Raw genomic sequence first — 13,211 nt, 5'->3', positions numbered from 1 at the left:
CACGCTGTTGAGTTCTCAAGGATCGGACGCTCCCACCATCCCGCATCACACGGTCAAAATGGGGCAACCTGTCAACCTTACCACTTTCAATCTGAATGTCAACTCGTCCGTTTCGCGATCCTCAGCGCACCGCGAAGGTGCAACCGAATCACACGAGCCGAGCAACAAAACCAGCTCGAAGAGTGAGGGTTACCATCCTAAGCCGAACAGGCATGCTTGAACAAGTTCAAGCGACTGCTAAGTTTTAGGAGTTGGTCCCGCTTGAGGCCGGGGAGCAGTTCCGCTCTCCCGCACCTTTGGGGTGACAAGTAAGTACTTTACGGACCTCTTGACGGCCTCGCAAATCGCGCCTGCAACTCGGGCGTGTCGCGCCTGGGGATGCGAAACGGCCGACCAGCTGGGGCACCGGGGTGCGCCAGCCGATCGGCCGGTTGTCTGCGTTCGGGCGGGAATCGACCGCCGTGCAGAGAAGTGCGCTGAGGCCTACAGGCCTGAGTACGCGTGGAGTCCCTTGAAGAAGACGTTGACGATACCGAAGTTGAACAGGACGGCGGCGAAGCCGATGATGGCGAGCCAGGCCGACCGGGAACCGCGCCAGCCACGAGTGGCGCGGGCGTGGATGTAGCCGGCATAGATCACCCAGATGATGAAGGTCCAGACTTCCTTGGTGTCCCAGCCCCAGTAACGGCCCCACGCCTTCTCGGCCCAGATGGCTCCGGCGATGAGGGTGAAGGTCCAGGCGATGAACCCGACGATGTTCACCCGGTATGCGAGGTTCTCGAGTGCGGTCGATGTGGGAAGAGTCGCCAGGAACTTGAACTGCTGCGGCTGGGATTCTGCGACCTGCCGTTCCCGCCTGACCTGCAGCAGTTGCAGACCGGACAACGCGAAGCCCAGGGCGAAGAACGCCGTGCCGAGCACGGCCACGATGATGTGGATCACCAGCCAGTACGACTGGAGCGCCGGCTGCAGCGGGACGACCGGGACGTAGTACCGCAAGAGAGCGATGCCCTGCAGCACGAGCACGAGACCCATGACGAAGGTGCCCAGGTACTTGATGTCCCACTTGAGGTTGACCGCCAGGAACACTCCGACGATGACGAGGGTTCCCGTCATCGAGAACTCCCACATGTTGGCCCACGGCACCCGGTCGGCGGCGATGCCGCGGAGAACCGTCGCCACCAGGTGGAAGGCGAAACCGATGATGGTGAGCACGAACGCCCACCGGATCGACGTCGACGACTCCGACCCGTAGAGCAGGTCGTCCTCGACCCTGTTGCTGATCTTCGCGGAGATCCTGCCCAGGGTCGATGTGCCCGCTCGTCCGTTTGCGCCGCCTGAGCCTTCGGCCGTGATGGTCGCCGTGGTCGAGCGCGCGGGCTGTGCGACCTCGGTTCGACGGGCGACCGCGCTCGGCACGGCGGCGGCCTCAACGGCGGTCGCTCGTGCTCCTCGCCGCGAGAGGTCGAGTGCGAACGCGATGAACGCGGCCGCGTAGATTCCCATGGCCGCGTAAATGAACACGGTCGATAGCTGAGCCAGGGTTTCGGTCACAATGCAAGCCTAAGTGTTTCGGGGGCGGGTGAGGGCGTCGGCGTGATCGTCGGCGATGGATTGGACGGCGGCGGCGAGGTTCGGGTCCTCGCCTCTGGCCAGACCGGCGTACTCGAGCGTGAGCGAACCATCCGGGTTCTCGATGGCCTTCACCCACAGCCGGCGGCGCGGGACGAACAGGGCAACGAGCAGACCGGCGAAGATCAGGACGGCGAACGTGAGGACCCAGCCCTGCGCGGGGTCGTGGTGCACATCCAGGGATGCGTAGCGCTTCACGTTGTCGAGCGTCACCGTGCCGAGTCCGTTCGGGAGGTCGACCGTCTCGCCCGGCCGGATCTTCAGCGCCTCGGTCTTCGTCGGCGGGCCGGCCAGCTGCTTGAGCGAGTCGGTGTTGAGGCTGTAGACGGACTGCGGGACTCCGCTGTCGACGCCGAGGTCGCCGGCGTACACGTTCAGGCTCAGCAGCGGATCCCTGAGACCGGGGAAGGTCGAGGTGAGCGCGCCCTTAGCGGTGTCACTGTCGCCGACCGTCGGGTAGAAGAAGCCGATCATCCCGAGCTGCTCCTTGAGACCGTCGGGGACTTTCACGAAGCCGAGGGAGGTGAGCCGCGCATCCTGGGGCAGGAACGGGATGGTGTCGGTGAAGGCGACCTTGCCGCTCGGGTCGCGCACCGTGATGGTCGGCGCGTAGCCGTTGCCGAGGAGGTAGACGTTCGTGCCGCCGATGGCGAGAGGCTCGTTCACCTTGATCGTGGTGGTGCTCGAGGTGTCGCCTGGGCCGGTCGTGGTCACGTGGGCGGTGTAGTCGAGCGGCTGGCCGAGGGCGTTGACGTTCTTGGTCTCGTAGTCGACGACGAGCTTGTCGACCTTGATCGAGAACGGCTGCAGGGACGAGTCGCTGAAGAAACGGCCGGGGTTGAACGAGTTGTACGACGGCAGGCTGTTGACGAAGCTCTGGCCCTCGACGACGACCTTCTGGCCGGTGAAGCCGAAGCCGCCGCCGAGGCCGATCGCGAGGAGCACGCCGACGAGAGCCGTGTGGAAGACGAGGTTGCCTGTCTCGCGCAGGTATCCGCGCTCGGCCGAGACCGACGTGGACCGCGCATCCTGGTACATGGCGACGCGGTAGCCGGACTTGCGCAGGAGGTCGCGTGCGGCGGCGATCGGCTCAGGGCCGCCCTCGCGCAGTTCGGCGGGGAGGATGCGCGCCTGGAAGCCCGCCATGCGCGTGAGGCGCACGGGCGTCTTCGGCGGCTTCGCGCGCAGCGCCGTGAAGTGGTGCTTGGTGCGCGGGATGATGCAGCCGATGAGGGAGGCGAACAGCAGGAGGTAGATCGCCGAGAACCAGACGGAGGTGTAGACGTCGAAGGCCTGCAGCTTGTCGAGGAACGGCGCGATGTCCGGGTGATCGGTGAAGTACTTCGTCACACCGTTCGGGTCGGAGCTGCGCTGCGGGACGAGCGAACCTGGCACCGCCGCGATCGCGAGCAGGAGCAGCAGGAAGAGCGCCGTGCGCATGCTCGTGAGCTGCCGCCAGAACCAGCGCAGCCAGCCGACGAAGCCGAGCTTGGGTTGCTCGACCTCCGGCTGATGGCGCGGGGGCGCGGAGTCGATGTGGTCAGAGGGCCGGCTCAAAACCTTGAATCACCGCCAGGAATTGGGACATGAGCTGGCTCCAGATGCCGGAGGCCATGAGGATGCCGATGATGACGAGCAGAACGCCGCCGATGATGTTGATGGCACGGATGTGCCGCTTGAGGAACGCGACGGACCCCGCCACCCAGTCGAAGCCGAGGGCGACGAGGAGGAACGGGATGCCGAGGCCGATGCAGTAGAAGAGGCCGAGGAGCGCTCCGCGCCACGGCGACCCACTGCCGACGCTGAGCGCGCTGATGGCCGCGAGGGTCGGGCCGATGCACGGCGTCCAGCCGAGGCCGAAGACAATCCCGAGCAGCGGGGCGCCGATGAGGCCGGTCGCCGGGCGCCAGGTGGGCTTGATGGTGCGCTGCAGGAAGGAGAACTGGCCGATGAAGACGAGGCCCATCGCGATGACCAGGACCCCGAGGATCCGGATGACGACTTCCTGCCAGCGGACGAGCCAGAGTCCGAGCGCGCCGAACGCCGCACCGTATGCGATGAAGACGATGGCGAAGCCCAGAATGAACAGGGCGACGCCGGTGAGCAGCCGCGAGCGGTCGCGCTTGGCACCCAGGTCGGTGAACCCGCCGACGTATGCGAGGTAGCCGGGGACCAGCGGGAGCACGCACGGAGACGCGAACGAGACGAGACCGGCGAGGACGGCGACGGGCAGCGCCAGGAGCAGCTGGCCGCTGAAGACGATCTCTCCGACTCCGCCCACGTCAGTTGGTCTCGGCGACGGCGTCGGAGATGAGCGAGTTGAGGGTGCTCGCGTCGGGGAGCGCACCCAGGATGCGCGCGGCGACGCGTCCCTTCTTGTCGATCACCAGAGTCGTGGGCGTCGCCTTCGGCGGCACGGTCTTGCTGAACGCGAGGAGCACGGAGCCGGTGTCCCGGTCGAGGACCGACGGGTATGTGACGCCCTTGTCCTTCTCGAAACTGGCTGCGGTGCTCTCGGTGTCGTAGAGGTTCACGCCGAGGAAGTCGACGCCGTCACCCTTGTACTTCTGGTAGAGCGATTCGAGGAAGGGGGCTTCGACGCGGCACGGCGGGCATCCCGCGTACCAGAAGTTGACGACGAGCACGTCGCCCGCGTAGTCCTTCGACGAGACGGGGGTGCCGTCCGCGAGTTTTCCGCTGAAGTCGACGGCGGCACCGCGGCTGCCCGCGGCGAACTCGGTGACGGTGCCGTCGCCCGCGATGTAGTTCTGGCCGGTGCCGGCGCGGTACTGGCTGGCGAGGCCGTCGGAGGACGTGCATCCACTGAGGACGAGTGCTGCGGACGCGGCGACGGCCGCGAGCGGGACCAGGAAACGGGAGCGGCGGTTCACACGGCCCCCACATCGGTGGCTGCCGCGTTCAGTTCGGCAGCGGGTTCGACGTAGCCGACCTCGATGATGCGCACGACGGGCGCTCCGTTCTCGGGATGCTCGGAAGAGGGAGGCTGCGTGCCAGTCTCGACCTCGGTGGAGGGGTTCGGGGTGGGCGCGGAGGTGGCTCCGCTGGTGGCCTCGGTTGTCGGCTCGACCAGGGTGCGCTCGAACGTCGTGATGCTGGACAGAGCGCAGCGGCGCTTGCGCGGGTCGTGCCAGAAGCGCGCTCCCGCGACGGACAGGTGGGTGACCCAGATGGGCAGTTGGTGGCTGACCAGGATCACGTCGCCGGACTCGACGGAGTCGAACGCGTCGTCGATCGCCGCGAGCATCCGCTTCTCGATGTGCGAGTATGCCTCGCCCCAGCTCGGACGCGCCGGGTTGATGAGGAACGGCCAGTTGACGGGCTTCTTGAGCGCCCGGGACATCACGGTGCCCTCGAAGTGGTTGGTCGGCTCGATGATGCGTTCCTCGATCTGCACATCCAGAGCGAAGGCTGCTGCGATCGGCGCCGCGGACTCGCGCGTGCGCTGCAGAGGGGACGCCAGAAGCGCGGAGATCGGGCGTTCGCGCCCGAGGAGTTCGTCCGCTGCCGCAGCGGCCATCCGGTGACCGAGTTTGGAGAGGCCGAAGCCCGGCAGCCTGCCGTACAGGATGCCGTCGGGGTTGAACACCTCTCCGTGACGGACGAGGTGAACCTGGCTTGCTACCACGCGACCAGTCTACGGAGGCGTTTCCCTTGAATTCACTGAGCGCTGGCACGGGAGGCTTTCGGACGGGCCGCCCGGGCTGTAGTGGCGGACGGTAGGCTTGTGGCTCGTGACCGCACGAGTATTGATCAAGGACCTTGCCGCCTCCCCCGACGGCCCCGTGAGCGTAGCCGGCTGGGTGGAGACCGTTCGCGACCAGAAGAAGGTGCAGTTCGTCGTGCTCCGCGACGAGACCGGCGCCGTTCAGCTCGTGAACCCGCGCACCGTGGATGCGGACGGCGCGGTGATCGCCGACGAGCCTGCCACCACGATCTCCGGCCTGTCTCAGGGCTCGTTCGTGCGTGCCACCGGCGAGCTCAAGCACGACGAGCGCGTGAAGCTCGGCGGCATCGAGATCAAGCTGTCGACCCTCGAGGTCGAGACGGCGGCCATTCCCGAGACCCCGATCGCCGCGGACAGCGGCATCGACAAGCGCATGGACTGGCGCTTCCTCGACCTGCGCGAGCCGAAGAACAACCTGATCTTCCGCATCCAGACCACGTTCGAGCACGCGCTGCGCGAGTACTGGGTGAACAACGACTTCGTCGAGATCCACACCCCGAAGCTCATGGCCAGCCCGAGCGAATCGCGCGCAGAGCTCTTCGAGGTCGAGTACTTCGACACCACGGCCTACCTCTCGCAGAGCCCGCAGTTCTTCAAGCAGATGGCGCAGTCCGCCGGCTTCGGCAAGGTGTTCGAGATCGGCCCGGCGTTCCGTGCCGACCCCAGCTTCACCAGCCGCCACGCCACCGAGTTCACCAGCGTGGACGCCGAGGTGAGCTGGATCGACAGCCACGAAGACGTGATGCAGCTGCACGAGAACCTCATCGTGGCCGGATTCACGGCGGTGAAGGAGAAGCACGGCGAGCAGATCAAGGAGCTGTTCGACGTGGAGGTGACGGTTCCCAGCACGCCGTTCCCGCGCATCCCGTTGGCGGAGGCGAAGCGGATCGTCGCCGAGCGCGGCTACGAGGTGCCCCGTCATGACGACGACATGGACCCGGAGGGCGAGCGCCAGATCTCGGCGTACGTGAAGGAGACATACGGGCACGAGTTCGTGTTCCTGACGGACTACGCCTCGAGCATCCGGCCGTTCTACCACATGCGCCACGCGGACGACGTGACCCTGACCAACAGCTACGACCTCATCTTCAACGGTGTGGAGATCTCGACGGGCGCTCAGCGCGAGCACCGCATCGAGGTGCTCGAGGAGCAGGCGCGCGACAAGGGGCTCGACCCGGAGGAGCTCGGCTTCTACCTCGACTTCTTCCGGTACGGCGTTCCCCCGCACGGCGGATTCGGCATGGGCCTGGCGCGTGTGCTGATGCTCATGCTTCACCTGTCGAACCTGCGCGAGACGACCTACCTCTTCCGCGGCCCGACGCGCCTGCTGCCGTAGCGTTCGCCGCCGGCATGGCCATCCACTGGTCGCCGGCGACGAGGATGTGCCCGAGGAAACGCAAGCCGATGGTCGCTGCCGCCTGATCGAGGCGGCGCGTGAGCATGAGGTCGGAGACGCTCGGGTCGAGCGTGCCGCCCGGATGGTTGTGGGCGACGGCGAACGACCTGCCTCCTCTGGTGAGGACAGCCTGCAGCACGTCTGCCGGCTGGACGGACACGTCGTCGACCCCGCCGTCGCGCACCAGCACGAGTTCGAGCGGGCGAGACGCCCGGTCGGCCACCACCACGACGAACCGCTCGCCGTCCCTGTGCAACAGCTCTGGCCGGACGATGCGGGCGACGGCCTCGTGGTCGACCAGCCTGGTCCAGGACGACGAAGCGCCGGCCCTCCGCCAGATCTCGGTGATGGCGACGAGCCTCCCCGCTGTTGCCGGCCCGACGCCCGGGAGGTTCTCGAGCCGGGCGAAGTCCATCGTGGCGAGGCCGGGGAACCCTCCGGTGCGCCCCAGGATCGAGCGGGAGAGCCCGAGAACGCTCCTGCCGGACTGGCCGGAGCCGAGCACCAGGGCGAGCACTTCGTCGTCGGTGAGGGACCCGACCCCGATGCGCCGCATCCGTTCGCGTGGTCTGTCGTGGTGGGGAACATTCGCTAATGGCTCCTCTTCTTCCTGGTCGGACATGAGCCCAAGCTAGAAGCGCCGACGGCATCGGAAGCCAGCGATCCGAAATCTGTGGATAACCGCAGGATGTGGATGAAGCGCCGCGCACGCGTCGGCGCGGCGGTGTGAGAATGGGAGGGAGCCCGGCCACAAGCCGAACCAGAGCAGAGAAGCCGCACCACGGCAACGAAGGCAACGAAGGAGTCGCCATGACCAGTCCTCAGGACGTCGTCATCCTGTCAGCAGCCCGCACACCGCAGGGCAAGATCCTCGGGGCTCTGGCCTCGCAGACCGCCGTGCAGCTGGGGGCGGTCGCGCTGAGGAAGGCGATCGAGCAGTCCGGCGTCGGCGCCGACGCTGTGGACGCCGTGATCTTCGGGCAGGTGCTGCAGGCGGGCGCCGGCCAGAACCCGGCGAGACAGACGGCCATCGCCGCCGGGATCGGCTGGAACGTGCCGGCGGTCACGATCAACAAGGTGTGCCTCTCCGGGCTCGCCGCGGTGATCGACGCCGCGCGGCTGATCCGTGCCGGCGAGGCGACCGTGGTGGTCGCCGGAGGGCAGGAGTCGATGACCAACGCTCCTCACGTGCTCCCCGGATCCAGGAAGGGCTGGACATACGGGTCGATCAACGCGCTCGACTCCGCTGCGCACGACGGGCTGACCGATGCGTTCGACGGGATCTCGATGGGCGCATCCACGGAGGGGTACACGTCCCAGCTCGGGTTGACCAGGGAAGCTCAGGATGCGTTCGCGGCGGCCTCCCACCAGCGCGCGGGGGCTGCGGCAGCATCCGGAGTGTTCGCGGACGAGATCGCGCCGGTGAGCATCCCGCAGCGGAAGGGCGACCCCGTCGTCGTCAGCGCGGACGAGGGAGTCCGCCCGGATTCGACCGCCGAGACCCTCGCCGGGTTGCGGCCGAGCTTCGCGGACGGCGGGACGCTGACCGCCGGGAACTCGTCGCCGCTGAGCGACGGGGCGGCGGCACTGGTGCTGACCAGCCGGGAGAACGCGGAGCGGCTCGGGCTGGAGTGGCTCGCGGTGGTGGGGGCGTCCGGGCAGGTCGCCGGGCCGGACAACTCGCTGCACTCGCAGCCGTCGAACGCCATCTCCGCAGCGCTCGGGCGCGCGGGGTGGAGCGTCGGAGACCTGGACTTCGTGGAGATCAACGAGGCGTTCGCCGCCGTGTCGCTGCAGTCGATGACCGATCTGGCACTGGATGCGGAACGCGTCAACATCCACGGCGGCGCGATCGCCCTCGGGCACCCGATCGGCGCATCCGGAGCCCGGTTGGCCGGGACGGCGGCACACGAACTGGCGCGGCGCGGCAGCGGCAAGGCGGCCGTGGCGCTGTGCGGAGGCGGCGGGCAGGGCGAAGCACTGCTGCTGTGGCGCTGAGCGGGCGCGCGTAACTGCGGAGAAGTGGGCGGACACGCCGCGCGGAAGTCCGCTTGAGCGGAGAATCCGGACGTGAGGGGCGGATTCTCCGCGTGAACGGAGAGCTAGCCGTTCGGGAGGTGGCGCTCCTCGGCCCCGTTGTAGAGGGAGAGCGGGCGGATGAGCGAGTTGGAGGCGTACTGCTCGAAGACGTGCGCGGTCCAGCCGGTGACGCGGGCGGCCGCGAAGAGCGGCGTGAACGTGGCGGTGTCGAAGCCCATCAGGTTGTAGGCCGGGCCGGACGGGTAGTCGAGGTTCGGCTTGATGTTCTTGCGGTCGTTCATCGCCTTCTCGAGGGCGTTGTAGAGGTCGAGCATGTCTGCGCGGTCGTAATGCTCCGCCAGCTTCTCCAGCGCGGCCTTCATGGTGGGAACGCGGGAGTCCCCGTTCTTGTACACCCGGTGCCCGAAGCCCATGATCTTGCGCTTGGCGGCGAGCGACTCGTCGAGCCACGCCTCCGCGCGCTCCGCGACCTCGATCTCGTCGAAGGCGTGCATGACGGCCTCGTTCGCTCCACCGTGCAACGGGCCCTTGAGGGCGCCGACCGCCGCGGTGAGCGCCGAGTACACGTCGGAGAGCGTGGAGGCGACAACGCGGGCGGTGAACGTCGACGCGTTGAACGAGTGCTCCGCGTACAGCACCAGCGAGACGCGGAACGCATCCACCACCACGTCGTCCGGCACCTCGCCGAACGTCATCCAGAGGAAGTTGCTCGAATAGTCGAGGTCGTCGCGCGGCTCGACCGGTTCGAGGCCGCGGCGGCGGCGCTGGTCGTACGCGACGATGGTCGGCAGCTGCGCCAGCAGGTAGACGGCGCGGCCGAGGTTCAGGTCGGGGTCGAGGATGCCGTCCGTCTGGCCGAGAGTGTCGTCGAGGCTGCCGAGGTGGCTGACCGCCGTGCGCACCACATCCATCGGGTGGGCAGCGACCGGGATGTCGTCGATGGCGCGCTTGGTGCGCTCGTCCAGCGCGCGCAGCGAGCGTTCGAGCGTTGCGAACTCGGCCAGCTCGGCATCCGTCGGCAGTTCGCCGTGCCAGAGCAGGAAGGCGACCTCCTCGAACGAGCAGTTCGCGGCGAGCTCCTGCACGGGATATCCCCGGTAGAGCAGCGAATTCGTCTCGGGGTTGACGCTCGAAATGGCGGTGGTGTCGACCACGACACCGGCGAGGCCCTTGTGGATCTCGGGGTCGGTCATTGCTGCTCCTTCGCTGCGGCGGGTCCGGCGCTTTTAGCGCTTGACCTCGAAATTGAACACGGACGTGTCGAACGCGTTGTAGCCCTCGTAGTCAATCAGTTCGTAGAGGTCGGCGCGATGCTGCATTTCGCCGAGTTTGGGCTCCAGCGTGCCGGTGTCGAGCAGCTGGTCGAGGCCGCGCTCTGCTGCGCCCATCGCCAGACGGAGCAGCGAGACCGGCCAGATCACGATGTTCACGCCGACGTCGCGCAGCTGGTCGACCGTGAACAGGTCGCTCTTGCCGAACTCGGTCATGTTGGCGAGCATCGGAACGTCGATGGCGTTGCGGACGGCCTCGAACTCGCCGAGGTCGCGCATCGCCTCGGGGAAGATCGCGTCTGCACCCGCATCCACGAGGGCCTTCGCACGGTCGATCGCCGCATCCAGCCCGTCGACGGCGCGGATGTCGGTGCGCGCCATGATGAGCAGGTTGGGGTCGCGGCGGGCGTCGGCGGCGGCCCGGATGCGCTTGAGCGCGGTGTTCTCGTCGACGACCTGCTTGCCGTCGAGGTGGCCGCAGCGCTTGGGGTTCACCTGATCCTCGATGTGCAGCCCTGCGACACCGGCGTCCTCGAGGGTCTGCACCGTGCGCGCGACGTTCATCGGCTCGCCGAAGCCGGTGTCGGCGTCGACCAGCGCGGGGAGGTCGGTCATCCTGGCGATCTGGGCGGAGCGACCCGCCACCTCGGTGAGTGTTGTGAGGCCGATGTCCGGCAGGCCGAGCTCCGCGCTGAGCACCGCGCCGGAGATGTAGACGCCCTCGAAGCCCTTGCGCTCGATCAGCCGGGCGCTGAGCGGGTTGAACGCGCCGGGCATCCTGACCAGTTCGCCGGACGCGAGCCTGGCGCGGAAAGCGGCGCGCTTCTCGTGCGCCGGGACGGAGGAGTACAGCATCAGAAGAGTCCCTTCGGGGCGGGGATGCTCGCGAGCAGGCCCGGCTTGGCCGTGATGGTGAGGCCGCCGAGCTCGTCGGCGGTGAGAGACGGGAGGCGTTCTGCGACGCCGAGGAAGCGCTCGATCTCGGCCTCCTCGAGGACGTCGGCGGCGAGCATCCGGAACTTGGCGATGTAGTCGGCGCGCTCGAACGGGCGGGCGCCCAGTGGATGCGCGTCCGCGACGGCGATCTCGTCGGTGATGACGCTGCCGTCGGCCATGCGGATCTCCACCCGGCCTCCGAACGCCTTCTCGGCGGGGTCGATGGAGTGGTAGCGGCGCGTCCACTCCGGGTCTTCCGTGGTGGTGACCTTGCCCCACAGCTCCACCGTCTCCGGGCGCTGGGCGCGCGAAGGAAGGTAGGAGTCGACGTGGTGCCAGCCGCCGTCCTGCAGGGCGACGGTGAAGATGTACGGGATGGAGTGGTCCAGCGTCTCGCGCGAGGCGGTGGGGTCGTACTTCTGCGGGTCGTTCGCGCCGGAACCGATCACGAAATGCGTGTGGTGCGAGGTGTGGATGACGATGCTCTCCACCCGCGACGGGTCTGCGGCCTCCGGATGCTCGCGGTGCAGCTTGCGGGCGAGGTCGATCCACGCCTGCGCCTGATACTCGGCCGAATGCTCCTTCGTGTACGAGTCGAGGATGGCGCGCTTGGCCTCGCCGCGCTCGGGCAGCGGAACCTCGTAACGCGCATCCGGACCATCGAGCAGCCAGGCGATGACGCCGTCCTCCCCCTCGTAGATCGGGGTGGGGCTGGTCTCGCCGCGCATCGCCCTGTCGATCGCCTCGACGGCCATCTTGCCCGCGAAGGCCGGTGCGTGCGCCTTCCAGCTGGAGATCTCCCCCTTGCGCGACTGCCGCGTGGCGGTGGTGGTGTGCAGCGCCTGGCCGATGGCCTGGAAGATGACCTCCTTCGGCAGGCCGAGAAGTGTGCCGATGCCGGCGGCGGCGGACGGGCCGAGGTGGGCGACGTGGTCGATCTTGTGCGCGTGCAGACTGATCGCCTTCGCGAGGTCGATCTGGATCTCGTACCCGGTCGCGATGCCGCGGACCAGGTCGCGCCCGGACAGCCCGAACGCGCGACCGGCGTGCTGGGCGACGGCGGTGATCGGCGGGATGTTGTCGCCGGGATGCGAGTACTCGGCGGCCAGGAAGGTGTCGTGGTAGTCGAGCTCGCGCACGGCGACCCCGTTCGCCCACGCGGCCCACTCCGGGCTGACGCGGGTGGCAGCCGGCTCGCCGAACACGGTCGAGCCGTCCTGCCGACGTTCGTCGGTGAGCTCCTCCAACTGCGCCGTCGGCAGTGGATGCGCAAGAGCCTGCGACCGCGCGGACACCACCGGGCGCCTGGTGAGAGACGCCGCCGCGACGGCGGCGTTGTCGATGACGCGGTTGATCACCATCTCGGTCACCTCCTTGGTGACCTCGACGGGGTCGGCCGCGACCTCGGCGATCTGCCACGCGAGCTGATCCTGACGGGCGAGATTCTCTTCGCTTCTGTGCACACGAACGTTGTGGAGCTTCACGTATCGAACCTACCTCGGGGCGGCTACGCTGTGCGCATGGTTCCTGGCCCATCGCTGCTGGCGTTCGCGATCGCATCCATCGCCTTGATCGTGATCCCGGGGCCGAGCGTGCTCTTCGTGATCGGCCGGTCGCTGTCGCTCGGACGGGTCGGCGGCCTGCTGAGCGTGCTCGGCAACGCGCTCGGGATGCTGCCCCTGGTGATCGCCGTCTCCCTCGGGATCGGGGCGGTCGTCGCGCAATCCGTGGTGGTGTTCACGATCATCAAGTTCGCGGGAGCGGCGTACCTCGTGTATCTCGGTATTCAGGCGATCAGGCACCGGAGGCACACGGCGGTGACGCACGAGGCGACGCCGCCCGCGCGCTCGCGGGTGCGCATCCTGTCGGAAGGGTTCGTGGTCGGGCTGACCAACCCGAAGACGCTGGTGTTCTTCGTGGCTGTGCTCCCGCAGTTCGTCGACTACCGGGCGGGGAGCATCCCGCTGCAGATGTTCGAGCTGGGCACGGTGTTCCTGGTGCTCGCCCTGGCCTGCGACAGCGTGTGGGCGCTCGCGGCCGGGACCGCCCGAAACTGGTTCGGGCGGTCGCCGAAACGCGTCGAGCGGCTGGGGGCCGCCGGGGGCGTGATGATGATCGGGCTCGGCGGGGTGCTGGCGCTGACGGGGAACAAGCACTGAGGGTGCTGGCAGCGTTCTGCCTGCCGCGTCGT

12 protein-coding genes are annotated in these 13,211 nt (G+C 67.9%); 3 read left to right on the top strand and 9 right to left on the bottom strand.

Annotation, left to right across the window (positions count from 1 at the left end; genetic code table 11):
• Positions 1 to 483: 483 nt before the first annotated feature.
• The 5 genes from ccsB to AC1ROC_RS17820 are packed head-to-tail and all read right to left on the bottom strand — an operon-like array spanning position 484 to position 5,278.
• Positions 484 to 1,557 carry a c-type cytochrome biogenesis protein CcsB gene (gene ccsB / locus AC1ROC_RS17840; protein ID WP_493001755.1) on the bottom strand — a complete coding sequence of 358 codons (1,074 nt, stop codon included), beginning with the start codon at positions 1,555 to 1,557 and terminating at the stop codon, positions 484 to 486.
• A gap of 6 nt (positions 1,558 to 1,563) precedes the next feature.
• Positions 1,564 to 3,189 (bottom strand): cytochrome c biogenesis protein ResB, encoded by a 1,626-nt coding sequence (resB, locus tag AC1ROC_RS17835; protein WP_434950918.1) that lies wholly within the window; start codon positions 3,187 to 3,189, stop codon positions 1,564 to 1,566.
• Positions 3,173 to 3,913: a cytochrome c biogenesis CcdA family protein gene (locus AC1ROC_RS17830; RefSeq protein ID WP_085367639.1), complete on the bottom strand. Its 741-nt coding sequence runs from the start codon at positions 3,911 to 3,913 to the stop codon at positions 3,173 to 3,175. The genes resB and AC1ROC_RS17830 overlap by 17 nt, the downstream gene beginning before the upstream one ends.
• A 1-nt stretch (position 3,914) precedes the next feature.
• Entirely contained in the window at positions 3,915 to 4,523 is a 609-nt protein-coding gene (locus AC1ROC_RS17825) for a TlpA family protein disulfide reductase (RefSeq protein WP_493001751.1), read from the bottom strand.
• On the bottom strand, positions 4,520 to 5,278 hold the full coding sequence (locus tag AC1ROC_RS17820; RefSeq protein ID WP_493001750.1) for a histidine phosphatase family protein: 759 nt from the start codon (positions 5,276 to 5,278) through the stop codon (positions 4,520 to 4,522). Before AC1ROC_RS17820 ends, AC1ROC_RS17825 begins: the two co-directional genes overlap by 4 nt.
• A 106-nt stretch (positions 5,279 to 5,384) precedes the next feature.
• Here AC1ROC_RS17820 and aspS point away from each other — a divergent pair, with 106 nt between their 5' ends.
• Entirely contained in the window at positions 5,385 to 6,713 is a 1,329-nt protein-coding gene (gene aspS, locus AC1ROC_RS17815; RefSeq protein ID WP_168688365.1) for an aspartate--tRNA(Asn) ligase, read from the top strand.
• Here aspS and AC1ROC_RS17810 read toward each other — a convergent pair.
• Complete coding sequence (locus AC1ROC_RS17810) at positions 6,643 to 7,395, bottom strand: JAB domain-containing protein (protein ID WP_281727827.1); 753 nt, start codon at positions 7,393 to 7,395, stop codon at positions 6,643 to 6,645. The genes aspS and AC1ROC_RS17810 overlap by 71 nt on opposite strands.
• Positions 7,396 to 7,583: 188 nt before the next feature.
• Between AC1ROC_RS17810 and AC1ROC_RS17805 the strand changes: the two genes are divergently transcribed.
• A complete protein-coding gene (locus AC1ROC_RS17805) occupies positions 7,584 to 8,771 on the top strand; it encodes an acetyl-CoA C-acetyltransferase (protein ID WP_493001749.1) in 1,188 nt (395 codons plus the stop codon).
• Positions 8,772 to 8,875: 104 nt separating this feature from the next.
• Here AC1ROC_RS17805 and AC1ROC_RS17800 read toward each other — a convergent pair whose 3' ends face one another.
• Genes AC1ROC_RS17800 through AC1ROC_RS17790 form a run of 3 tightly spaced genes read right to left on the bottom strand, consistent with a single transcriptional unit; the run spans position 8,876 to position 12,504 of the window.
• Positions 8,876 to 10,006, bottom strand: a complete 1,131-nt coding sequence (locus AC1ROC_RS17800) for a bifunctional 2-methylcitrate synthase/citrate synthase (protein WP_493001748.1) — start codon at positions 10,004 to 10,006, stop codon at positions 8,876 to 8,878.
• Between the two features lie 33 nt (positions 10,007 to 10,039).
• Positions 10,040 to 10,939 (bottom strand): methylisocitrate lyase, encoded by a 900-nt coding sequence (prpB, locus tag AC1ROC_RS17795; RefSeq protein ID WP_085367633.1) that lies wholly within the window; start codon positions 10,937 to 10,939, stop codon positions 10,040 to 10,042.
• Positions 10,939 to 12,504 carry an MmgE/PrpD family protein gene (locus tag AC1ROC_RS17790; protein ID WP_493001747.1) on the bottom strand — a complete coding sequence of 522 codons (1,566 nt, stop codon included), beginning with the start codon at positions 12,502 to 12,504 and terminating at the stop codon, positions 10,939 to 10,941. Before AC1ROC_RS17790 ends, prpB begins: the two co-directional genes overlap by 1 nt.
• A 36-nt stretch (positions 12,505 to 12,540) precedes the next feature.
• On the opposite strand from AC1ROC_RS17790, the gene AC1ROC_RS17785 reads away from it, so the two are divergent.
• Positions 12,541 to 13,179 (top strand): LysE family translocator, encoded by a 639-nt coding sequence (locus AC1ROC_RS17785; RefSeq protein WP_168688359.1) that lies wholly within the window; start codon positions 12,541 to 12,543, stop codon positions 13,177 to 13,179.
• The last annotated feature ends 32 nt before the right edge of the window (positions 13,180 to 13,211 follow it).

This window comes from Leifsonia sp. GW821-FHT13C05, from assembly GCF_058806515.1.
Note: the sequence above shows the minus strand (reverse complement) of the source record. Positions and strands in the feature narration are given on the sequence as shown.